This window comes from Jeotgalicoccus sp. WY2, assembly GCF_018437745.1.
In the GTDB taxonomy this organism is placed as follows: domain Bacteria; phylum Bacillota; class Bacilli; order Staphylococcales; family Salinicoccaceae; genus Jeotgalicoccus; species Jeotgalicoccus psychrophilus.
In genome coordinates, this window is sequence record NZ_CP049818.1 from 1,791,505 (window position 1) to 1,814,181 (window position 22,677).

At 42.1% G+C, this 22,677-nt stretch carries 24 protein-coding genes and 4 pseudogenes; 22 read left to right on the forward strand and 6 right to left on the reverse strand.

Annotation, left to right across the window (positions count from 1 at the left end; genetic code table 11):
- Positions 1–98: 98 nt before the first annotated feature.
- From G4D76_RS10445 to G4D76_RS10460, 4 genes are all read left to right on the forward strand, one after another.
- Positions 99–1,781 carry a glutathione ABC transporter substrate-binding protein gene (locus G4D76_RS10445; RefSeq protein WP_213809830.1) on the forward strand — a complete coding sequence of 561 codons (1,683 nt, stop codon included), beginning with the start codon at positions 99–101 and terminating at the stop codon, positions 1,779–1,781.
- Between the two features lie 104 nt (positions 1,782–1,885).
- Positions 1,886–2,155, forward strand: a complete 270-nt coding sequence (locus tag G4D76_RS10450; RefSeq protein ID WP_026858782.1) for a hypothetical protein — start codon at positions 1,886–1,888, stop codon at positions 2,153–2,155.
- A gap of 10 nt (positions 2,156–2,165) precedes the next feature.
- Positions 2,166–2,426, forward strand: coding sequence for a hypothetical protein (locus G4D76_RS10455; protein ID WP_213809831.1), 261 nt, complete (start codon positions 2,166–2,168; stop codon positions 2,424–2,426).
- Positions 2,427–2,522: 96 nt separating this feature from the next.
- The gene (locus G4D76_RS10460; RefSeq protein WP_213809832.1) at positions 2,523–3,086 is read left to right on the forward strand and encodes a GNAT family N-acetyltransferase; all 564 of its coding nucleotides are present in this window, start codon (positions 2,523–2,525) and stop codon (positions 3,084–3,086) included.
- 32 nt (positions 3,087–3,118) lie between these two features.
- Here the strand turns inward: G4D76_RS10460 and G4D76_RS10465 are convergent, their stop codons facing one another.
- Complete coding sequence (locus G4D76_RS10465; RefSeq protein ID WP_213809833.1) at positions 3,119–3,700, reverse strand: LOG family protein; 582 nt, start codon at positions 3,698–3,700, stop codon at positions 3,119–3,121.
- Between the two features lie 25 nt (positions 3,701–3,725).
- On the reverse strand, positions 3,726–4,715 hold the full coding sequence (locus G4D76_RS10470; protein ID WP_026858778.1) for a hypothetical protein: 990 nt from the start codon (positions 4,713–4,715) through the stop codon (positions 3,726–3,728).
- A gap of 297 nt (positions 4,716–5,012) precedes the next feature.
- Between G4D76_RS10470 and G4D76_RS10475 the strand changes: the two genes are divergently transcribed.
- A complete protein-coding gene (locus tag G4D76_RS10475; RefSeq protein ID WP_213809834.1) occupies positions 5,013–5,519 on the forward strand; it encodes a hemerythrin domain-containing protein in 507 nt (168 codons plus the stop codon).
- Between the two features lie 594 nt (positions 5,520–6,113).
- Here G4D76_RS10475 and pnpS read toward each other — a convergent pair.
- The 3 genes from pnpS to G4D76_RS10485 are packed head-to-tail and all read right to left on the reverse strand — an operon-like array spanning position 6,114 to position 8,580.
- Complete coding sequence (pnpS, locus tag G4D76_RS10480; RefSeq protein WP_250129937.1) at positions 6,114–7,373, reverse strand: two-component system histidine kinase PnpS; 1,260 nt, start codon at positions 7,371–7,373, stop codon at positions 6,114–6,116.
- Positions 7,297–7,887, reverse strand: coding sequence for a hypothetical protein (locus tag G4D76_RS15270; RefSeq protein WP_250129938.1), 591 nt, complete (start codon positions 7,885–7,887; stop codon positions 7,297–7,299). The genes pnpS and G4D76_RS15270 overlap by 77 nt, the downstream gene beginning before the upstream one ends.
- Positions 7,888–8,580, reverse strand: coding sequence for a response regulator transcription factor (locus tag G4D76_RS10485; protein WP_026858775.1), 693 nt, complete (start codon positions 8,578–8,580; stop codon positions 7,888–7,890).
- Between the two features lie 205 nt (positions 8,581–8,785).
- Here G4D76_RS10485 and G4D76_RS17010 point away from each other — a divergent pair.
- The 4 genes and pseudogenes from G4D76_RS17010 (at position 8,786) to G4D76_RS10510 (ending at position 10,296) form a co-directional block, all read left to right on the forward strand.
- A pseudogene (locus G4D76_RS17010) lies at positions 8,786–9,317 on the forward strand (ThiF family adenylyltransferase).
- Positions 9,275–9,553, forward strand: coding sequence for a hypothetical protein (locus G4D76_RS10500; protein ID WP_213809837.1), 279 nt, complete (start codon positions 9,275–9,277; stop codon positions 9,551–9,553). The pseudogene G4D76_RS17010 and the gene G4D76_RS10500 overlap by 43 nt, the downstream one beginning before the upstream one ends.
- Entirely contained in the window at positions 9,550–9,795 is a 246-nt protein-coding gene (locus G4D76_RS10505) for a hypothetical protein (RefSeq protein ID WP_213809838.1), read from the forward strand. The genes G4D76_RS10500 and G4D76_RS10505 overlap by 4 nt, the downstream gene beginning before the upstream one ends.
- Positions 9,792–10,296, forward strand: a pseudogene (locus G4D76_RS10510) (molybdenum cofactor biosynthesis protein B). Before G4D76_RS10505 ends, G4D76_RS10510 begins: the two are co-directional and overlap by 4 nt.
- Positions 10,297–10,493: 197 nt before the next feature.
- On the opposite strand, the pseudogene moaC reads toward G4D76_RS10510, so the two are convergent.
- Positions 10,494–10,967, reverse strand: a pseudogene (moaC, locus tag G4D76_RS10515) (cyclic pyranopterin monophosphate synthase MoaC).
- 100 nt (positions 10,968–11,067) lie between these two features.
- On the opposite strand from moaC, the gene glp reads away from it, so the two are divergent.
- From glp to hydA, 13 genes and pseudogenes are all read left to right on the forward strand, one after another.
- Complete coding sequence (gene glp / locus G4D76_RS10520) at positions 11,068–12,330, forward strand: molybdopterin molybdotransferase MoeA (protein ID WP_213809839.1); 1,263 nt, start codon at positions 11,068–11,070, stop codon at positions 12,328–12,330.
- On the forward strand, positions 12,327–12,797 hold the full coding sequence (mobB, locus tag G4D76_RS10525) for a molybdopterin-guanine dinucleotide biosynthesis protein B (protein WP_213809840.1): 471 nt from the start codon (positions 12,327–12,329) through the stop codon (positions 12,795–12,797). Before glp ends, mobB begins: the two co-directional genes overlap by 4 nt.
- On the forward strand, positions 12,784–13,227 hold the full coding sequence (locus G4D76_RS10530; RefSeq protein WP_213809841.1) for a molybdenum cofactor biosynthesis protein MoaE: 444 nt from the start codon (positions 12,784–12,786) through the stop codon (positions 13,225–13,227). The genes mobB and G4D76_RS10530 overlap by 14 nt, the downstream gene beginning before the upstream one ends.
- Positions 13,228–13,461 carry a MoaD/ThiS family protein gene (locus tag G4D76_RS10535; protein WP_026858768.1) on the forward strand — a complete coding sequence of 78 codons (234 nt, stop codon included), beginning with the start codon at positions 13,228–13,230 and terminating at the stop codon, positions 13,459–13,461.
- Between the two features lies 1 nt (position 13,462).
- On the forward strand, positions 13,463–14,029 hold the full coding sequence (locus G4D76_RS10540) for a molybdenum cofactor guanylyltransferase (RefSeq protein ID WP_213809842.1): 567 nt from the start codon (positions 13,463–13,465) through the stop codon (positions 14,027–14,029).
- An 11-nt stretch (positions 14,030–14,040) separates the two neighbouring features.
- Complete coding sequence (moaA, locus tag G4D76_RS10545) at positions 14,041–15,066, forward strand: GTP 3',8-cyclase MoaA (protein ID WP_213809843.1); 1,026 nt, start codon at positions 14,041–14,043, stop codon at positions 15,064–15,066.
- 57 nt (positions 15,067–15,123) lie between these two features.
- Entirely contained in the window at positions 15,124–16,689 is a 1,566-nt protein-coding gene (locus tag G4D76_RS10550; protein ID WP_213809844.1) for an ATP-binding cassette domain-containing protein, read from the forward strand.
- Positions 16,686–18,233, forward strand: a complete 1,548-nt coding sequence (locus G4D76_RS10555; protein WP_213809845.1) for an ATP-binding cassette domain-containing protein — start codon at positions 16,686–16,688, stop codon at positions 18,231–18,233. Before G4D76_RS10550 ends, G4D76_RS10555 begins: the two co-directional genes overlap by 4 nt.
- A 223-nt stretch (positions 18,234–18,456) precedes the next feature.
- Positions 18,457–19,818, forward strand: coding sequence for a hemolysin family protein (locus G4D76_RS10560; RefSeq protein WP_213809846.1), 1,362 nt, complete (start codon positions 18,457–18,459; stop codon positions 19,816–19,818).
- An 88-nt stretch (positions 19,819–19,906) separates the two neighbouring features.
- Positions 19,907–20,197, forward strand: a complete 291-nt coding sequence (locus G4D76_RS10565; RefSeq protein ID WP_250129939.1) for a hypothetical protein — start codon at positions 19,907–19,909, stop codon at positions 20,195–20,197.
- 68 nt (positions 20,198–20,265) lie between these two features.
- Entirely contained in the window at positions 20,266–20,571 is a 306-nt protein-coding gene (locus tag G4D76_RS10570) for a hypothetical protein (protein WP_213809848.1), read from the forward strand.
- A 14-nt stretch (positions 20,572–20,585) separates the two neighbouring features.
- Complete coding sequence (locus G4D76_RS10575) at positions 20,586–20,804, forward strand: hypothetical protein (protein WP_213809849.1); 219 nt, start codon at positions 20,586–20,588, stop codon at positions 20,802–20,804.
- Positions 20,805–20,876: 72 nt separating this feature from the next.
- Positions 20,877–21,968 (forward strand): annotated as a pseudogene (hydA, locus tag G4D76_RS10580) (dihydropyrimidinase); the annotation flags it as partial.
- Between the last annotated feature and the right edge of the window lie 709 nt (positions 21,969–22,677).

Consider the following 22,677-nt stretch of genomic DNA (forward strand, 5'->3'; position numbering starts at 1 on the left):
CTTGTAAGAAAAATTGTTTTACGGTAATATTATAAGAGTGAAATTTTAGGATTTTAAATAGTTCTAAAATTTAAAATTATTTGAGGGGGAAATACATAATGAAGAGCCTTAAACAACTGCTTACTTTAAGTTTAGTGCTGATGTTCACATTAGTACTGGCAGCTTGTACAAGCGACAGCGACGTTGAGCCTGAAAGTGAAGACGGCGCAGCAGAAGGTACACCGGCTGGGAGCCAGGACCTTGTTATCTCTGAAATGAGTGACATCGTATCAATGGACCCGCATGGTAATAACGATGTACCATCATCAAACGTTCGTTACAATTTATACAATGGACTGACTGTCCTGAATGAAGATATGGAAGTGGAACCCGGTCTTGCGACAGAATGGGAACCGGTAGATGACACAACATGGAGCTTTACTCTCCGTGATGATGTTACATTCCATGACGGCACACCTTTCAATGCGGAAGTTGTTGTTGCAAACCTTAACCGCGTACTTGACCCGGCTATGGCATCACCTCGTATGTTCTTATACGAAATGATTACTGATGTTGAAGCTGTAGATGAGTTCACAGTTGAAATTACGACGGAATATCCATTCGCACCATTACTTGCACACCTTGCGCATGATGGCGGCGGAATGATCAGTAAAGATGTTATCGATCAAGACTACCAGCAGGCGCTTGATGCTGCAGGTGAAGAGATGACAGCAGACGAGTACTACGAATTACGCGACAGCGGCGACGCTGAAGAAGTTCAGGATGCAATTTCATCTGACCTTGGTCAGTATGTTACAGAAAATCCAGTAGGAACAGGCGTATTCAAATTACAAGAACGTACACCAGGTGAACAGGTTGTGCTTGAGCGCAATGATGATTACTTCGGTGAAGCTGCAACACTTGATACAGTAACGTTTAAAGTAGTTCCTGAAACTGCTTCACGTATTGCTGAAATCGAAGCGGGAACTTCACACGTTGCCGGCGCAGTTGAATCAAGCAATGCCGACCGCATTGCAAACGGTGCAGACACTACACTTGACGAAACAGAGTCAATGTCACTTTCTTACATCGGTTATAACACTGAAAAAGAACCATTAAACGATCCTTTAGTACGTCAGGCAATTTCTTATGCAATCGACCGTGAAGAAATCATTAACGGTGTATACGACGGCGTAGGTATTCCTGCTAACGGGCCGCTTGCTCCAGGTGTATTCGGTTACGATGAAAACGTTGAAGGTATCTCTTACGATATCGAACGTGCAAAAGAATTAATGGCTGAAGCAGGACACGAAGATGGATTCGATATATCAATTCTGACTAATGATTCACCAGAACGTGTTAACACTGCAATCTACTTGCAGGAATCACTTCAGGAAATTGGTATTAACCTTGAAGTTCAGCAAATGGAGTGGGGCGCGTACTTAGAAGAAACAGCAGCTGGTAACCACGACATGTTCGTTCTTGGATGGTCTACTGTAACAGGTGACGCGGACTATGGAACTTATCCGTTATTCCACTCATCAATGCATGGTGACCCAGGTAACCGTTCATTCTTATCAGACGATAAAGTGGATGAATTACTTGAAGCGGGACGTCGTGAAACAGACGAAGAAGCACGTCTGCAAATCTACTCTGAACTTCAGGAACAGCTGGTTGAAGCAGCGCCAATGGCATACATTCACCATCAGAACTACTTAACAGGTATGAACTCTAACGTTCAAGGCTTCTGGGTTGATGCACAAGGTATTTATCACCTTGATCAGGTAACAATTGAAGAATAGTAAAAGCTTAAGGAACCCGGCATATTTTTGCCGGGTTCTTTTCTATAAATTTAAAAAATACATATGAATGGTATAATATTGGGTAAGATAAACTATAGGTGAATATGAAAAAACTGATGATGTTAATACTCGTACTGGGACTTGCGGCGTGCAGCGGTGAGGCAACTCAGGCAGAAAAAGATTTAGAGAATATCAATACGGAAATTACAGAGCTGGAAGATCAGATTAATACACTGCAGGGTGACAATGAAGCACTCCAGCAAAATGTTGATGCAAAAGAATCAGAGCTGGAAGCACTTGAAAAAGAATTCGAAGAAAACCAGCAGCCTGAAGAAGAAACAGAAGAACAAGAAGAGCCAGAAAACGAAGAGTAAAGGAGTTTTAATGATGCATGAAGAGAAATTTTATTTAATCGAAGGTAAAAAGATGACGCTTATGGAACTGGCTAGAGAACTCGAGTCAGCTGCCGGCGGTGAATTTGAAGATGTCCACGGTTCAATTAATCGTGTTGTCGTGAAAAAACCGGCGCCGGAACAGGGGTTTGAAGCTTTTACCATTACGTTTAAAATGAAGCATACAGTCGATCTAATCGATGCGGTCGTAACGACTGATAACAAAAGAAAAATCTTGAAGACTACGATTTAGAAAACCAAGAGTTTACCGTGCGTTTAATCAGTTATATACGCCGCGATGTGCCAATTAAAAATGAATCAGAACTTTAATAGATAGGTCTGAAATAAAATGAAGTATATTAAGACAAAACGTCTGATTTTGCGCGACTGGCAGGAAAGCGACTTAAAAACATTTATAAGAATGAATCAGGATCCGGATGTCAGACGCTATTTTCCATCAATTGCCTCACCGGAAGAATCTGTTGAATATGCACGCGTTGCTCAAAAGTGCATCGTCGACAGAGGCTTTGGTCTGTTTGCGGTGGAACGGAAAGATACGAATGAATTTATCGGCTTTACGGGCATTCACGTGCTGGAAGCAGATGACAGTCTGGATTTTGACTTCCTGCCCTGCATTGAAATAGGGTGGCGGCTTCAAAAGAAACACTGGAACCAGGGATTTGCGACGGAAGCCGCCCGCGGGGTGTTGAAGTTCGTAGAACGCCAGACGGACATTAAAGAAGTATATGCTTATACGGCGGTACGGAATATTCCATCGATAAATATTATGGAGAAAATCGGTATGGAGCCGGTGAAAACTTTTGACCATCCTGATATTATGGACGGGCATTCTCTAAAACAGCATGTACTGTTTAAAAAATCCACACAAAAAGAGCGCAGATTCAAATTGTAATTTTGAATCCGTGCTCTTTTTGTTTTGGCATATTATTTTAAATCTTCGTAAGTTCTCACTTTAACAGGGACATATGATTCAAAGCCTTCCAGAATATCGTTTAGATTATCGCTGATGAACAGCATATCCAGATAACGTTCTTCTAAAAAGCCTTCTTCAATTGATTTATCGATGACCATTTTTAAAGTATCGAAGTAGCCGTCGACGTTTAATATGCCGATGGGTTTTTCATGCAGACCGAGCTGACCCCAGGTGAAGACTTCAAAGAACTCTTCAAGCGTGCCTGCACCGCCCGGCATCATAATAATCGCATCACCTTCGGACTCAAGCTCGAGCTTACGCTGGTGCATAGACTGTACGATACGCATATCTTTTACACCGGGATGAGCGACTTCACGGTCGACAAGGAACTGGGGAATAACGCCGGTAACTTCGCCGTTTTCAGCTAAAGCGCCATTTGCGACTGCGCCCATCAGGCCGGTCGCGCCGCCGCCGTAAACGACGGTTAATTTTTTCTTTGCAGCATCAGCTCCAAGCTTGTAAGCTGCTTTTTCATAGTTCTCGTTTTTGCCGGTTTTTGCACCGCAGAATACGGTGATTTTTTTAACGCTCATACAGTTAGCTCCTATGCTGTTAAACTTATTTATTAAACATTAACTCTTCGTAGTTTTTAATCGACTGGTCTTTAACGTATGCACTGCCGTCTGTAACAACACGTTTACGCTTGTTTGCATGTTCAAAGTTCATACGGCGGTGTTTGTTGAATAAGCTGTTGCTGTTTCTTAGCTCTTCTTTTTCTTTTTTCTTTTCTGCAACATGCTTATCGCGAGCTGCACTGCGTGGATCTAAAATGTTTTTGTGCTGCTGGCGAAGTGGTAAAGACTCGTCCTGCAGATCATTGGAATTTCTTGTGAATTCAGTATCATTGAGTACTTTTTCTTCATTAATTTCCTGGATGTTTGTCATTTTTTCACTGCTTTCAATAGTTTGAATTGCGTTACCTGTATATGGTACCAGTTCGTTCTGAACTTTGTCATCCTGGAAGGTATTTTCTGCTTCTTCCGTTTCTTCTTCAATATCATCAAACATGTACATTTCACCGTAATCGGGTTCCTGATTATCAGGTTCTGTTAATTTATCTGTGTTAATGTCCGGTGTCGGTTCATCAGAAGACATCAGTTCATCGGAAACCGTCATGCCATCTTCGATATCCTCAGCAGATTTTTCCTGGTGGGATTTAAAGATTTTCGGCACGAAAGAAGAACGGCTTTTATCGTCATTATCAGATATGCGTTTTTCTTTATGTGCTTCTTTATCTTTTTCAAAATGTTTTTCCAGAGACTCTTCCTGATCGAGGCTCTTCTGATAACTTTTAACTTCTTTGTTATAACTGCGTTCCTCGAGCGTATTGCTTACTTTCGTACCGATAGTCTGCGCAGTATTCTTCGTCGATTGATACGCACTTGATGCAGCATCTTTACTGCTGTCTTTCACGCGTGTATATACTGAATTTGAAACTGCGCCGAGCTTTTGCACATCGGGATGCTTCGTTATCTTTTTACGTTCATTAAATAAGGGAACTGCAATCAATGGTATAATTGTGGCTAACATTTTTAAATTTTTGTTCACTGGGACTGACCTCCATATAAATGCTGTTTAGATTAATTATACAATACCCTGGGCAATAAAGAATTAAACGGTATCAAGGTTTAAAAATTTTCAAATAATGGTATGAATATAAAGAATAGACGAGGAGGATTCAACATGTCAAATATAAATGAAACGATGAAATTAAAAGATATTTTATTTAAAGTGCCATCTTCGGCAGGCGTATTCCGCGAAATCGATATTGATTTTGTGAATCACGGTGATAAGACTTAATCGCATAAAAAGGCAGCTTTATCTTGAAAACTTATTTTGAACTGAATGCAGTCGAAGGAACGTATCGAAGGCATCGATATTTCTTATATGGATCAGACGAGTATTATTAAATATATCGAACGTAAATATTACGAAGATCTGCTGGATGAACTGCCGGTATTAAATGATTACGTTGAAAAACTTAGTAAGAAATATAAAAAAGAAGTTGAATACGATAAAGTAGCCGAACTCTTCTATAATATTTACCGGGAAATGACGGTTCATATTGAAACGGAACAGTCAGACGTGTATCCGCTTCTGCTGACGTACTACGAAGAAAACAGCGACGCGGCATATGAAGCATTGAAACCGCACATTACAAGACTGTTGGATGAACACAAAAACATCGTCAACTGGTTCAAGCAGATTCGCTCGCTGACAAACGGCTATACGCCGGTCGACAGCAACGAACCATTAAACGTCTTTGTAATGAAGAAACTGGAAGAAAACGAAGATAATATAATGACTCTCCTGCATCTGGAAAACAACCTGCTGTTTACCCCGTTCAGGTAGGATGTAAATCGGAAAACCCGCTCATGTGAGCGGGTTTTGTTGTTTTTAGGGGAGAAATATGATTTTCAGACTGACGGGTCACTGTAGTTTGGACAATGACGGGGTAGAAGGTTTATCTCGTCACTGTGACTTTGACAATGACGGGGTAGGAGGTTTATCTCGTCATTGTGACTTTGACAATGACGGGGTAGGAGGTTTATCTCGTCATTGTGACTTTGACAATGACGGGGTAGGAGGTTTATCTCGTCATTGTGACTTTGACAATGACGGGGTAGGAGGTTTATCTCGTCACTGTGACTTTGACAATGACAGGGTAGGAGGTTTATCTCGTCATTGTGACTTTGACAATGACGGGGTAGGAGGTTTTCTCGTCACTGTGACTTTGACAATGACGGAGTAGCGGGTTTATCTCGTCACTGTGACTTTGACAATGACGGAGTAGCGGGTTTATCCCGTCATTGTGAAGTCCATAATGCACAGCAGCGATCTCCTCTGCCTGCAACATCGTCTCACGAGCAGAGGAGAACAGCTGACCCCCATCCGCAACAACAAAAAAACGGGCGCATTTTCTGCACCCGGCCTAATCTAACTATATTATCCCTGCGTTTTCGGCAGTTCGACTGTAAACGTGGAGCCAACACCTTCCACACTTTTTACGTATATCTTACCCTCGTGGGATTCGACTAAGTGTTTAACAATGGCGAGGCCCAGTCCCGTTCCGCCTGAGTGGCGGCTCCGTGCTTTGTCGACCCGGTAGAATCGTTCAAACAGTCGGTCGAGGGCTTCTTCCGGAATGCCCATTCCGGTATCGCGCACCGTCAGCACAACTTTCGATGAGCGTTCTTCAGCGTCGATATAAATATCGCCATTGTCCGAAGTATAGTTGACGGCGTTTGCGACCAGGTTCAGCACAATCTGCCCAAGCCGGTCTTCATCTGCTTCAACATAGATTGGGTTTTCATCACTCGGCAGATGCAGCGTAATATTTTTATCGCGTGCAAATTTAGAAATCGTCTGCGTGGAGTTGCCAATAATTTCATTCAAGTTGACTTCGGTAATATTCAGCGGCATTGCTTGCTTTTCAATTTTCGACAGCTCGAGCAGATCCGTAATTAACCGGTTTAAGCGCTCGCTTTCATCGTAAATAATCTGCATAAACTGCTTGGCTGTCGCTTCATCTGGTACATCGCCGCTCAGCAAGGTTTCAGCAAAGCCTTTCACCGAAGTAATCGGTGTCTTCAGCTCGTGCGACACGTTCGCAACGAATTCACTGCGCATTTTCTCTAAGCGCCTAATATCAGTAATGTCATGCAGCACGATAATCGCCCCGCGCTGCTGCCAGCCCTGACTGTAGTACGGCGCAATATGCACGTCAAGAATACGTTCTTCCGGGAAGTAAATATGCGCCTCGTCGTGCCGCTTCACATTGTCTTCAATAACAGTTTCGATTAAATGATCGATACCGAGGGGTCCGAATACGTATGTGTATTCCTTGCCGTCAATTTTTGAAGTGTGTTTCGATAAAAAGCGTTCTGTCGCATGATTCGTAAGGTCGACTTTACCTTTATCGTCAATCAGCACAACGCCGCTCACGAGGTTCGACAGAATACTGTTTAACTGCTTTTCGCTTTCTTCTATTTCATTAACATGCGCCTGCAGACTTGCAGCGAGCGCATTAACGGATGTATTTAAATTACCGATTTCACCGGAATAGTCTGCATTAATTCGCGCACTGTAATCTTTATTCTGCAGCCTTTTTGTGACATTAATCACTCTGTTAATCGGCTTCGTAATATTGTAGCTTAACAGCGCCGCCGATATAACGGAAACGAGTAAAATGGAACAGTATCGCACTCAGTGTAGTCCAGATAGCGCTGATGGCGTTATCTATCGACTGGGTCGACACAGAAGTTCTCACTGCACCGATAAGCTCGCCGTCAGCTTCGACGGGAATCGCCACGTACATCATCGACATATCCCGCGTATCACTCAGGCGGACCGACTCGCCGAGCTCTTGATTTTTCACGAGTACCGCATCAATCTCCGGCCGGTTAAGATGATTATCCATCGATTCAATATCACTTTCAGAATCGGCAATCACAGTCCCATCTCTCGCAATAATCGTATAACGGAGCGTAATCTCTTCATTAAAATGACTCGTCCATTCATCGAGCGTTTCACGGTCTTCATCAAGTCCGCCGAGCGTAATAACTTCAGAAATCAGCTGAGCGTTTTCAATCAGATGGTCTTTTGTCATATCTGTATATGTATTTTGAATGATTGAGCTGATAAAAAACCACAGCACCAGTACAAATGTTATCGATAATATTAAATACGATCCTGTGATTTTCAGCCACAGTCTCTGCATTTAATCCTGTCCTTCCATCTTATAGCCGAAGCCGCGAATCGTCCGTATATAAACCGGCTGTTTCGTATCCGCTTCAATTTTTTCACGCAGATGACTGATATGCACATCAACAATACGCGTATCGCCGTCGTAATGGAAATCCCATACGCCGTTTAAGAGCTGATCACGGCTGAGTACTTTACCGCGGTGATTTGCAAGATAGAGAAGAAGTTCGAATTCTTTCGGTGTTAAGACGAGCTGTTCGCCTTTAAACATCACCATATATTTATCCGGATGAATTTCCAGTTCCCCGATTTTAATCACTTCATCTTTAACTTCAGCGGCAACGAGGTTTGTGCGGCGCAGAATAGCTTTAACGCGCGCGACGACTTCTCTCGGACTGAACGGTTTTGTCATATAGTCATCGGCCCCCAGTTCAAGACCGAGAATTTTATCGAACTCATCGTCTTTTGCTGTCAGCATTAATATAGGTGTATTAATTTTTTCCTGTCTGAGTGTTTTGCAGACATCCATGCCGTCCATGCCCGGAAGCATGAGATCGAGGACGATTAACGTCAGGTCTTCTGTTGTTGCGATATCAAGTGCATCATTGCCATTCTCAGCAGTCAGTACTTCAAAACCGCTCTGTTCCAGGTTGAATTTCAGTAATGTTAAAATTGATGGTTCATCATCCACAACTAGCAGCTTTTTCATCTATATGCCCTCCGTAAATTTCTTAATCTTATAACAACTATATTTTAGCACAATTCATACAATTTACAGATGAACTTTACACCTTCTTAACAATACGTCTGAATGCCCATATATTGTAAATCAATAAAATGATTTCAGGTGGTGTCTGTGATAAAATCAGAGGAGAATGATTTACTTAAATTTAATATATTAATGAGTGAAAATAATGGATAACAGATATTCAAGACAGTTGCTTTATTCAAATATCGGCGAGCGGGGGCAGGGGCTACTCGGAGAAAAAACGGCAGTTATTGTCGGCCTCGGAGCGCTCGGGTCTTTATCGTCTGAAATGCTCGCGAGAGCAGGCGTCGGCAAACTGATTTTAATCGACCGCGATTATGTCGAGCTGACTAATTTGCAGCGCCAGACATTATATAACGAAGAAGATGCGGAACTTAAAAAACCGAAAGCTGTTGCCGCCTACGATATTATCGAAAATCAACAGCAGCATCGATATCGAAGTGCACGTCGCACACTGCGATGCTGGATTAATTGAGTCCGTCGCTAAGAATGCGGACCTCCTGTTAGACGGTACGGATAAACTTCGAAAACGTATGATAAACGACGCGGCTTTTAAATATAAGATTCCGTGGATTTACGCGGCATGTGTCGAAGGCTCGTACTCAAGTGCAGCTTTTGTACCAGGTGAAACACCATGCTTCAGATGCTTAACGCCGGTTCTGCGACGACGACATTGACGTGCGATACCGCAGGTATTATCTCGCCGGCAGTCCATATGGCCGTCAGCAACCAGGTGACGACAGCACTTAAAATACTGACGGAACAATTTACAGCGCCGTACCATATGCATATCGGCAACGTCTGGGATATGGACTATATGAAGTTCGATTTCGGCAATATGACGGACAGTACATGTCCGACGTGCAAGACTAAGGACTACCCAGAAATTAACAGAACCGAGTCCAGTCGATGAAATTCTGCGGCCGGGATATGATTCAGGTCATCGACGAACGCCTGACTGAAAATATCGTGACCGAGACACTGGAACAGGCAGATATTGCATTTAAAAAGACGCCGTATTTTATCGAATTTAATTACGGGGATACACGTATCGTCAGTTTTTCAAATGGCAGAATGCTGATGCATAACGTTGAGAATTTAATAAAGCACGAACCATCGTCAACCAACTATTTGGCTAGGAGCGGATACGAATGAGTATTGTGGACAGAATTGACAGAGATATTAAAGTAGCGGTTTGACAGTCAGTGACACGCGTAATAAAACGACGGACAAAGGCGGTAAGCTCGTCATTGACTATATAGAAACAGTTAACGCTTTTGTACCGGATGAACATTATGAAGTCGTGAAAGACGATATTGAAACGATTCAAAACGCGGTTAAAAAAACACCTTGAAGCGGGTGGGATGCGGTTATAACGACAGGCGGCACGGGCATCGCCAGACGCGACGTAACGATTGAAGCGGTCACGCCGCTGTTCGATAAGGAAATCGAAGGCTTCGGTGAACTCTTCCGTATGCTGAGCTACACAGAAGACATCGGATCACGCAGTTTACTGTCACGCGCAGCAGCGGGCACGCATGACCATCAGCTGATTATTTCCTCCCCGGTTCAAGCGGTGCAGTGAAACTGGGCATGGAAAAACTCGTGATGCCGGAATTAAATCACTTAGTGTTTGAACTGAATAAAGAGAACTAGAGCGCCTCACATTGGGGCAAATACGATTAATCGACCCAACGAGCGCCTCACATTGGGACAAGTACGACTAATCGTCCCAAACGAGCGCCTCACATTGGGACAAATACGACTAATCGACCCAGGCAAGCGTCCCATCGCTTTACCCATCCTAAAAAATCCGCCTGCCTATATTAATAAGCAGACGGATTCAATCATATTTAAGCCTTGTAGTCGCCGGATTTACCGCCTGACTTTTCAAGGAGTTTCGTTTCTTTAATAATCATGCCTTTATCTAAAGCTTTGCACATGTCGTAGACAGTGAGTGCAACGGCGCTTGCCGCCGTCAGTGCTTCCATTTCAACAACCGGTTTTGCCGGTCGTTTTTACTGTTGCTTCAATAACCAGTATGTAGGCGCCTTCTGTTTCCCAGCGGAACGATACATCGACACCGGACAAGGACAGCGGATGGCACATCGGAATGATTGATGTGTATTTTTTGCCGCCATAATGCCAGACCTGAGCGACACCGAGAACATCACCTTTTTTAACAGTGCCTTCGGTAATTCCCTGGTAAATATTTCCGGGATCTAAGAGCGCCTGTGCAGCGTTGCACTTCGCTTCGTCACCGTTTTATCTGAAATATCGACCATTTTAGCACGGCCTTCTTCATTAAAATGCGTAAAATTAGACATAATGACCCTCCCATTTAGTACAATAAGTATAAGTAAACAAATTATATCAGACATTAAGAAAAAAATGATAAATAACTTAAATACAGCGAGGATGATAAAGATGACTTTAAACAGAACACCGCTTCATGTTAACGATGCAGTGGCTAAACTGATGGAACATGTCACGGAGCTTGGTGCAGAAACTGTCAGCTACAAGGATAGTTACAGCAGAGTGCTGGCGAAAGATTTAACAGCGACGTCGGATGTACCGTTATTTACTAAATCAGCAATGGACGGTTTTGCGATTAACTCCAAACACTCAAAAGGCGCTTCAGGCGAAACGAGAGTTGCGTTCAAAGTTGTCGAGGAAGTGCCGGCCGGCAGTTCGAGTGATTACGTGTTAAAAGACAATGAAGCATTCCGTATTATGACAGGTGCCGAAATTCCGGAGTCAGCGGATACGGTAGTAATGTTCGAACAGACGAAAGAAACTGATGACGGCTTTACGATCCGCCGTGAGTTTAAAGCGAATGAAAATATCGCGCAAAAAGGCGAGGAGTGTAAAGTCGGTGACGTCATTGTCGAAAAAGGCACGATGATTAATCCGGGTACTGTCGCAACGCTCGCAACCTTCGGCTACAGCGAAGTTGAAGTGTTCAAGCAGCCGTCAGTAGGTGTGTTATCTACAGGAACAGAATTGCTGGAAGTTGAAGATGAACTGGAACGCGGTAAAATCCGTAATTCCAATACACCGATGGTAATGGGCCAGCTGAAACGGATGGGCATCGCAGGGAAACACTACAAACTCGAGACAGATGATTTCGATACGCTTTATACGCGTATTAAATCAATGCTCGAAGAAGTCGATGTCATTATTACAACAGGCGGCGTCTCGGTTGGAGATTACGACCTGCTGCCGAAAATCTATGATGCACTCGGCGCAGAAGTATTATTCAACAAAGTCGCAATGCGCCCGGGCAGTGTAACGACAGTGAGTACATTAGGCGATAAACTGCTCTTCGGTTTAAGCGGTAATCCGTCAGCGTGCTATTCAGGTTTTGAATTGTTTGCACGTCCTGCGCTGAACTTAATGCAGTCAGCAGCACTGCCATTCGCACCGATTATCGATGCGGTACTCGATGAAGATCATACGAAAGCGAATCCATTTTCACGCTTTATCCGTGCGGAACTGTTTTTCAAAGAAGGAAAAATCTATGCACGTCCGTCCGGTTTTAATAAATCAAACGCAGTTACATCGATTGCACGAAGCAACGGTGTCATCGTTCTGCCGGGCGGTACGCGCGGATTTGAAAAGGGCGATACTGTCAAAGTGATGATGACCGATGTTACAACAGGTGCAGACAGTTTCGGGTGGAGTAAATGAAAACATTACAGATAGCAGGCTATAAAAACACCGGGAAAACAACACTAATTCTCGATTTCGTGCAGTTATTGAAACAATACGGCTATACTGTGGCAATCATTAAGCACCATCATATTACGGAAGATGTAGAAAACAGCACGGATACCGGCAGATTTTTTGAAGCGGGCGCAGATTATACGGCCTTCAATATGCCGGGGCATTCAGTGATGCTGGAACAGCCGGAAAAACCGCTGACAGTTCAGCTTCAGCGCTTTCAAAATGAAGGTGTGGATTTCGTGCTCGTTGAAGGCTACAAAAATGAAAACTACTCAAAAATTATACTCACACATTCGTTTACAGCAGGCGATACAGATATTAATGAAATCGGTCTGACGAATGTGTTAAACCGCTTTGATATGCGTTATGATAAGGATAATGCAATGAACTGGTTTAAAGAATGGAGCAATATTAGCAATGAAAATGTTTGAAGTCGTATCCGAAGAACTGGATATAAATAAATATCATAAACTGACTGTAAATGAACATCAGGGTGCAGTCTGCACATTTACAGGACATGTCCGTGAATGGACAAAAGGCACACGTACAGTCCATTTGGAATATGAAGCGTATATTCCGATGGCAGAAAAAATGCTTGCTCAAATCGGCGATGAAATTGCTGAACGCTGGCCTGGTGTCATTACAGCAATCGGCCACCGTATCGGCAAACTTGAAATTTCCGATATCGCAGTCGTTATTGTAACGAGTTCACCGCACCGTACAGACAGCTACCGTGCAAACGAATATGCAGTAGAGCGGTTAAAAGAAATCGTACCGATCTGGAAAAAAGAAATATGGGAAGACGGGCAGGAATGGATCGGCGATTCCCGCAAATATCATCCGAGTGTGGAGGAAAACTAAATGGAAATTAAAGTATTTGCAAGTATAAAAGAAAAAATCGGCAGCGATACTATCGATTTATTTGTCGGTGACTCAATTACTGTCGGTGAATTAAAGAACCATATTTTTGTCGACTATCCTGAACTGGACGGCGAAGTATTCCAGGTTGCTAAAAATGAAGCGTTTGTCAAAGATGACGAGGTCGTTACATCGGACGATATTGTCGCATTAATTCCACCGGTAAGCGGGGGCTGATATGATTGGAGTTATTTTAGCCGGCGGCAAATCGAGCCGTTTCGGTGAGGATAAGTCACTCTATATTTTAAACGGCAGACCGATGTACGAACATGTCGCACAAAAGTTGAAAAATGTTCAAGCAATCGACGGGATTGTCATCAATACAAATGATAAACTAAAGACAAGCTTTAATAATTATAAAGTGATTGTCGACGATCCGGAGTATGCGGATTACGGCCCGCTCGGCGGACTGTACCGTGCAGCAAAGGAATATCCGGGAGAATCACTGATGGTGATTTCCTGTGATACTCCCTATGTTGATTCAGCCTGGCTGGATATACTGGCAGAAGCAGCACAGAAAACAGGCAGGACGACAATTACAACTGATAACGACAGAGAGCATCCGCTCATCGGGGTTTATCAGCATGACACTTTAGCTGAGCTGGTAGAACGTCAGCTGAAGACGAAACGGTTAAGTTTAAAGGCGTTTTTCGAGAATCTCGATGTCGATTACTTAAACATCGAGTCTTATAATCTCAATAGTACGACGCTGGTTAATATCAATCGGAAGACTGATATTAAATAAGGAGGAATTACATGGCCCAGGTAGTTACAGATAAATTTGGCCGTCCGATACGGGACTTAAGAATCTCGGTCACTGATAAATGTAACTTCAGATGCAGATACTGCATGCCGAAAGAAATTTTCGGAGATGATTTTGAATTCTTAAAGCGCGAACAGCTGCTTTCATTTGATGAGATTGAAAGACTCGCAAGAATTTACGCAGGTCTTGGTGTGAAGAAGTTACGCTTAACAGGCGGTGAACCGATGATGAGAAAAGACCTTCATGAATTAATCGAAAGATTGAATGTTATTGAGGGCATTGAAGATATTGGTTTAACAACGAACGGACTGCTGCTTAAAAAACACGGTCAGAAATTATATGATGCAGGACTCAGACGCATTAATATTAGTCTTGACGCAATGGACGATGAACTGTTCGGTAAAATTAACGACCGCGGCATCGGCACGTCACGCATCCTGGAACAGATTGAGTATGCAATCGGACTCGGTTTCCAGATTAAAATCAACATGGTTGTGCAAAAAGGCTTAAACGAGCAGGAAATTCTGCCGATGGCGAGATACTTTAAAAATCTGCCGGTCACATTGCGCTTCATTGAATTTATGGATGTCGGCAACGACAACGGCTGGAACTTCGATAAGGTTGTCAGCAAAAAAGAAATACTTGAAACACTGCAGACAAAATTTGATCTGGAACCGTTAGACCCGTCATATTACGGTGAAGTGGCTAAAGTGTACAAGCATAACGATGCTGCTGATTCTTATCTCGGATTTATTACGAGTGTCTCGGAAAGCTTCTGTTCGACATGTACGAGAGCAAGACTGTCATCTGACGGCAAGTTCTACGGCTGTCTGTTTGCAGTTGACGGTTTCGATATTAAAACATTGATGAGAGACGGCATCTCAGACGAGGAACTGACAGAAGTATTAATGGGTGTATGGGACAAACGTGATGACCGTTATTCGGAAATCAGAACTGAAATTACAGAAGAAATGCGCCAAAAGAGAAAGAAAATCAACATGAGCTACATCGGCGGATAAATTTGCAGAAAACGTGAAGGGGCCTCTTCACGTTTTTTGTGTCTAGAAGGTGAGAATTTGAAACTGAACTTAAGTTTAAAACAAGCTGTTCTATATAGTTCGCTTGCGATAATCAGCGTTGTTTTCTATATAGTATTCGGCCATCATCTGTCCCGTATACTGGAAAGCATCGTGATGGGTACCGGCTTAAATATTACAAAGTCCCTGACGTATATGAGTGTGTTTTTCATACTGTTTATCCTGACAGATAAATTTTACAATTTGTATACACGGAGGTCGGCGAATCAATCGATTGAACATAAAGCTGGGCAGCTGATCGACCGTATCGATGTGAAAACACAGCGGGAATCAGAAGGCATGATCAATGCGCTACACGTGCATCTGGAAGAATACCGCTCGTACGAAACAGCTTTTGTGCCGACGATTATTAAAACGATGATTAAAGTGACGCTTATTATTGCAACGTTATTTTTTATCGATATTTACGCCGGGGCGATACTGTTATTTACCGCACCGTTCATTCCGCTGTACTATGTGCTGGTAGGGCTGCAGACGCAGGAAGAGTCGGTCAAACAGGCAACGCGTTTTGACAATATCGGAACGTTGTTTTTAAACTTAATCCGCGGTAAGGATACGGTAAAAAATACGAACTCAAAAGAAACAGTCATTAAGAGACTGGAGAGTGTCAACAAAGGTTTTGTGAAAGAAACGATGCATATTTTAAAATACGCCTTCCAGTCGACGATGATGCTCGAGTTTATAACGATATTAGGTATCGGACTTGTAGCATTGGAAGTGGCACTGCGTATTATAATATTCCAGAATATTTCATTCTATACTGCATTTTTCGTCCTGCTCTTAGCACCGGAATTTTACAACGCACTGAAAGTACTCGGTACTGAATTCCATAACGGAAAACTGGCCCTCGGCAGTTACGAAAGAGCAGAAGAGATTATTAAGCAACCGGCAATTAATACTTCTTACAGAGGTAAAACTGACAGCTGGGCTGCAACGGCAGAGAATCTGACAGTCGGTCACGACGATAAAATTCTCTTAAACAACACAAACTTCAACTTCAGTAAAACCGGACTGACGGCAATTACAGGTGAATCCGGGGCAGGGAAAACGACACTGCTCCGCACACTCTTAGGTCTGCATGAACCTGCGGCAGGAACGCTCGATGTACTGACGACTGACATCGGCTACGTCTCTGACCAGGTATATTTCTCGGATACGACAATTTATGACTATGTCTCGGGAAACAGCCATTCAGAAGAGAAAGTAATGGAAATACTGAACAAATTAAATCTGACTCACAGTATCGATAATCTGGAACAGGGCATTTATACGCCGATTGTCAATCACGATATTCCGTTATCGGGCGGGGAAATTGTCCGCTTGAAAATGGCGCGTGTATTAATCTCCAAACCTGAAATTATTATTATGGATGAACCGACAGAGTTCCTGGATGCCCAAACAGAGCAGCTTGTGATGAAGTATTTAACGGAGCTGAAAGAAACATCAGCAATTATTGCAGTCATTCACCGCCGCCAGCTGCTGTCGATTGCTGACAGCCACTACGTGTTAAATAATGGCGAATTGCAAAGAGGTGACACAGTATGATGTATTTAAAAGGTGAAAAGATGCATATCTTCTACAGTATCGTGCTCGGTATTATCGGCGGTCTCGTTGGTGTGGCGATATTCGGTCTGAGTGGTTATATGATCAGCTTAAGTTTCTTTGAACCGCCGTTCTTTCTTATTATATTAATCATTGCGATGATTAAAATGTTCGGTTTAACAAAAGGTGCTGCGAAGTATATGGAGCGTCTGTTAAGCCACGATGCGACCTTTAAAATGATCGGCAGATTAAGAGCGTCGTACTTCAAACAGTCGGTAAACAGCACTGAAGATACGCACAGCGTGCGCTACATTCAAAAGCTGACGAGCTACTTTGACGATATTGAAGATTACTATATCCGGATTATTTATCCGTATGTCGTTGCGGTATTTATCTCGCTTATATTGACAGTGCTGTCACTGTTAATTGATCCAATGTTACTCGTGCTTCTGCTCGTATCAGTACTGATCTTACTATTAATTATGCCGCTGGTTATAAGCGGAATATCAGGGAAACTGTACGATGAAAGAAATAAGGTAGAGGATTCATTGTTTACACAGCTCTATCATTACATTCATGACTTTACGAACCTGTTCGTTGTAAAAGAAGACAGACAGGTAAACGAAAACATTAAAGCAACATATAAAAAAATTACAAAGAACGAAAACAAAGAAGCGTCACTCGATGCAGTCATTGATACAGTCAGCCTGCTGATTCAGCTCGGAATGATCCTCCTGATTATTGTACTGTTCAGCAGCGATTATCCACTGTTAATTCCAATGATTATATTACTTTTAATGAGTTTCTTTGAACTGGCAATACCGGTCATTAAACCGGCGAGTAAATATAAAGCGGTAAAAGCACGCGTTGAAGCGGTAAGTGATACAGGTGCGTCAGTGCAGGAAGATAAACACCAGTCACTGTCCTTATCCAACATGACATTCCGCTATCCTTCAACGAAACGCGATGTACTTAACAGTATTAATATAGATATTAAACCGGGCGAGAAACATGCACTGATCGGCAGCAGCGGCTCGGGCAAAACAACTTTGCTCAACCAGCTGATTAAGCAGTCGGATGCGGGAATTATGCCGCAGCAGCTGGACTTTTACAATGCGACAGTCAAAGAAAACATTACGATGTTTAATCATTTTGAATCTGAAGAAAATCAGATTAATGAACTGCTTGAACGCTTTGAACTGGAGCATTTTAAAGCGGATGATTATATTACGTCGGCGGAGTATTTATCACTTGGTGAGAAGAAACGGATGCATCTGATCCGCATGTATATAGAAAACAAAAATACGTGGATACTGGATGAGCCGACAGCCAGTTTAAACACACGGCTTCGTGATAAGATATGGGAAGAAATATTCCAAAAAGATACAGTGCTTGCGGCAACGCACGACCTCAGTCATCTTGACCGGTTTGATTATGTGCATTACCTTGAAGGCGGCACAATTATCGAGAGCAGCAGCACCGAAGATGCGCTGGATCACGACGGACCGGTCAGAGAAGCATATCGACGGTACAGAGATGCATTGTAAAGAAGTTTATAGAATGGATATATCCTTATGAAAACGGATTTTTATATGATATAATGTTCTTAATTTAACAAAATTAGTGGAGGTGACGGCTGTTGGGAAGGTGTATCTGAAAAGAACTGCAGAGAATACGCTGTTAAGTAACGAAACGCAAAATCTATTTCATGAACAAACGACCCTGGCGGTCACAAATTATCGGAGGTGAACCCCGCAGGAGGGGGACTGATTGGATATATCCACTATAACTAATTTATTACTATTTATATTATTAATCGTACTTACAATGCTTTTTGTAGGTTCGGAATTTGCATTTGTTAAAGCACGCATGTCGAGAATTCACTCATTGGTTGAACAGGGAGACAAAAGAGCAATACGTGTAGAGAAAATGATTCACAACCTGGACTATTACTTATCTGCCTGTCAGCTGGGTATTACGGTAACAGCACTAGGTTTAGGTTGGATCGGGGAATCTACATTTGAAGTTATTTTACACCCGCTGTTTGATTTCGTCGGAGTACCGGATGCAATGCAGACAGTAACGACCGTCGCAGCAGCATTTATTATTGTAACGTTCATTCACGTTGTTGTTGGTGAACTTGCACCTAAGACGGTTGCAATTCAGTATGCAGAAAAAATGTCAATGGCATTAAGCGGCCCGTTATACTTCTTCGGTGTCGTTCTAAAACCATTTATTTGGACGATGAACGGTGCAGCAAGAGGACTTGTACGTTTAGTTGGTATTAAAGAAATGCCGACAGAACAAGCGCACTCGGAAGAAGAACTTAAAGTGATTATGACTGAAAGTTACCAGAGCGGTGAAATTAACCAGACAGAACTTGCTTACATGCAGAATATATTCTCATTTGACGAGCGTACGGCAAAAGACGTTATGGTGCCGCGTACACAAATGATTACACTGGAAGAACCGGTAACGGTTGACCAGGTTATTGAAACAATTAAAGAGTACAATTACACAAGATATCCTGTTACTGAAAGCAATGGAGACAAAGACAACATCATCGGTTTCATTAACGTCAGAGAATACTTAACGAATCACGTATCGGATGAACATGTCGCTGCCGGAGATTATATACATGAACTTCCGGTGATTACAGAATCATCACGCATCAGTGACGCACTGGTTAAAATGCAGAGAGAAAGAGTGCATATTGCGCTGATTATCGATGAATACGGCGGTACAGCCGGGATGATTACAATGGAAGATATTCTTGAAGAAATCGTCGGGGAAATCCGTGACGAGTTCGATGAAAATGAAGAACTTGATGTCATTAAAGTCGACGATGATATTTACCATATCAACGGCCGTGTACTGCTTGATGACCTTGAAGACGACTTTAAGATTGCCTTTGAGGAAAGCGAAGATATCGATACGATTGGCGGCTGGATGCAGAGCATTAATACTGACATCGAAGAAGGCGAATATATCGATACGGAACTTGACCGCTGGCAGGTGCTGGAAGTTGAAAACCACTCAATTAAACAGGTTGCATACTTAAGGGACTACAACAGAGTATCAGATGAAGCATCACTTGAAGAAGATGTTGATTCAAGAGATAAGGAAAAATAATATTTACAGTAAAACCGGGACATCTCTGTCCCGGTTTTTTCATTTTTAATTATGGTAAAATGAAATCAAAGTCAGGGGTGATATGTATATGGATATTGTAGGGCTGGCTGCTGTAATTTTAACGTTCACTATACCGCTGTATGCGATATACAGAGGATACAATCAGAGCGATGATAAGATGGAACTGAAGAAAATGAAAGAACAGAGAAGACTGGAAGAAATTAAACAGGAAAACTACTTGCTGGAAAATGAATCAATGCGTATTGAACTGGATAAGATTAAAAAAGAGAATGCGAAAAAGCAGAAGGCACTCGAGAATAAAGAAGACAACAGATGGCTGATTGAAGAAACTGAAGAAGAGAGAGACAAAGCTGAATAGGGCTTTGTCTCTCTTAATCATCAACTTTCATATGTTAAACTGTAACTAAGAAAAATCGGAGGGATGACATGGGCGTTTTTGAATTTCTCTTCTTCACAGCACTTGTGCTGATTGGCGGCGGAGTTAGTATTCCTTTATATGCAATGAAGCGTGGATATAATCAGAGTGATCAAAAGCTTGAAATTAGAAAGATGGTTGAACAGCGTAAGCTTGAACAGATAAAGCAGGATAATTATCTGCTTGAAAATAAGTCGATGGCACTTGAACTGGAGCAGATTAAACAGGAGCGGGAGCTGCGTGAACAAAAAGCGCTTGAGAGTAAAGAAAATCGCCGCTGGCTGATTGAAGATAAAGAAGAAAAAGAGCAGGTTTGATAAGGGGAAATCATATGAAAACATTAATTAAAAACGGCATTATAGTAACAACGGAAAATGAATATAAAGGCGATATTTTAATCGAGGGGACTAAAATAGAAGCGGTCGGCAGAAACTTAAGAGTGGAAGCGGACAAAGTGATTGATGCTGAAGGAATGTATATATTGCCCGGCGGTGTGGATCAGCAATGCACTTTTCGTTTGAGTTTATGGGGAGAGAACGAAAGGATTTGAAACGACGAATGCAGCAGCGCTTGGAGGCACGACGACGGTCATTGAGTTCGTCAACCAGGAACAGGCAAAGGCCTTGTTGAAACGGTGGAGCGTACCGTAAAGAGGTGGGTAGAGGGTATTTCAATGGTGGATTACAGTTTCCACCCGGTAATTACAGATCCGACACCTGAAACGTTTAAGGATATTAAAAATCTGCCTGCAGCGGGTTATCCGACTGTTAAGCTGTTTATGGCGTATAAGGGCCAGTTTTTCCATTCGGATGATGAAGCGGTAACGAATGCACTGCTGGAAGCGAAAGATGCAGGCGTTACTGTTATGGTGCATGCTGAGAATGCAGATTTAATTGACCTGATGCAGAAGAAAGCTATAGCTGATGGGAATACGGATCCGTATTATCACGAACTAACACGTCCGCCGATTGTAGAAACAGAAGCGACTGAACGGGCGATTAACTTAGCCCGTTTTGCGGATGCTCCAATTTACATCGTTCATGTAACGACTGAAGGTGCAGTGAATGCAATTAAAAAAGCGAAAGAAGAAGGACTGCCGGTCTTCGGTGAGACATGTACGCAGTATCTTCTGTTTGATAAGGAGTATCTTGCGAAAGAAAACTTCGAAGGGTCTAAATATGTATGCTCACCTGCCTTAAGAGATAAACACGATCAGGAGTATTTATGGAAATCGTTAAAAGACGGTTCAATTAATGCAGTCAGCTCTGACCACTGCGGATTTACGTTTGATCAGAAGAAGATGGGGCTGGATGATTTCAGACTGATTCCGAACGGTACACCGGGACTGGAAAACCGTCTGCCGATGTTATGGACGTACGGTGTAGAAGCAGGGAAGATTACGCGATCAGAATTAGTGGATTACTATTCGACGATGCCTGCTAAAAACAATGGACTCGATCACCGTAAAGGATACATTGCTCCAGGGTATGATGCGGATGTTGTGATTTACAATCCGAATGTAGAGAAGAAAGTTACAGTAGAAGACAGCCTGAATGCACTGGATTACACGGCGTATGAAGGATTTGACCAGATCGGTGAATGTGATGCGGTGTTCTTAAGAGGAACACAGGTCGTTAAAGACGGTAAATACGTGGGTGAAAAAGGGCAGGGTGCGTTTATAAAAGGAACAGCATTCGGTACGGCGTTTAGGTAAATTATAAAAAATAATGCCCTTCAGAGGGCATTATTTTTTTTATGGAAATCTGTCTTTCAAGATTCTGATTCAATATAGAAACATGAGAATACGCAACTTTCATGAAACCATCCGTTTTATCTAATGCTTATTTAACACCCTAATCATACATCAAATAATGAGGATTATCAGCAAACACTATCTGTGTGATAAGGGTCTACTTATAACGTTCATTCCCTCATAGTTTATATAAGTTTTATTTTCTACTTTCCATATCTTAAATTTACAAGATCTAAATGTAGAGAAAAAACGAAAAGAAAGTATTCTTTGATTCTTACCTAAAATTAAATTATCTAGTATCTAAATATCAGTCAGCCATAAAAGTCGAATAATATTTTCTTGATAAAAATAAACTTAATACTATAAAGAAATATTTTACTGTTAGCTGTTAAATTCTACTTATTAATAATCGTCCTATCTCTATAATATTTCTTTACCAATTTTATTATCCTTACGGTGTATTGGATTCTCTCAGATCAAAGGTATATAAAACTGTCTATAAAAACCTATTAATATTCTTTTGATATAGTCATATGCAAGGATATCTATTGAATGAAGAAATACTTAATTGATACTTAGAGGGAATATAATATTTAAAGTTGAAAAATCAAGCGATACTATTTAATTGTTGGGAATAATTTGAGAATATTTACACATTATTGTGGTATAC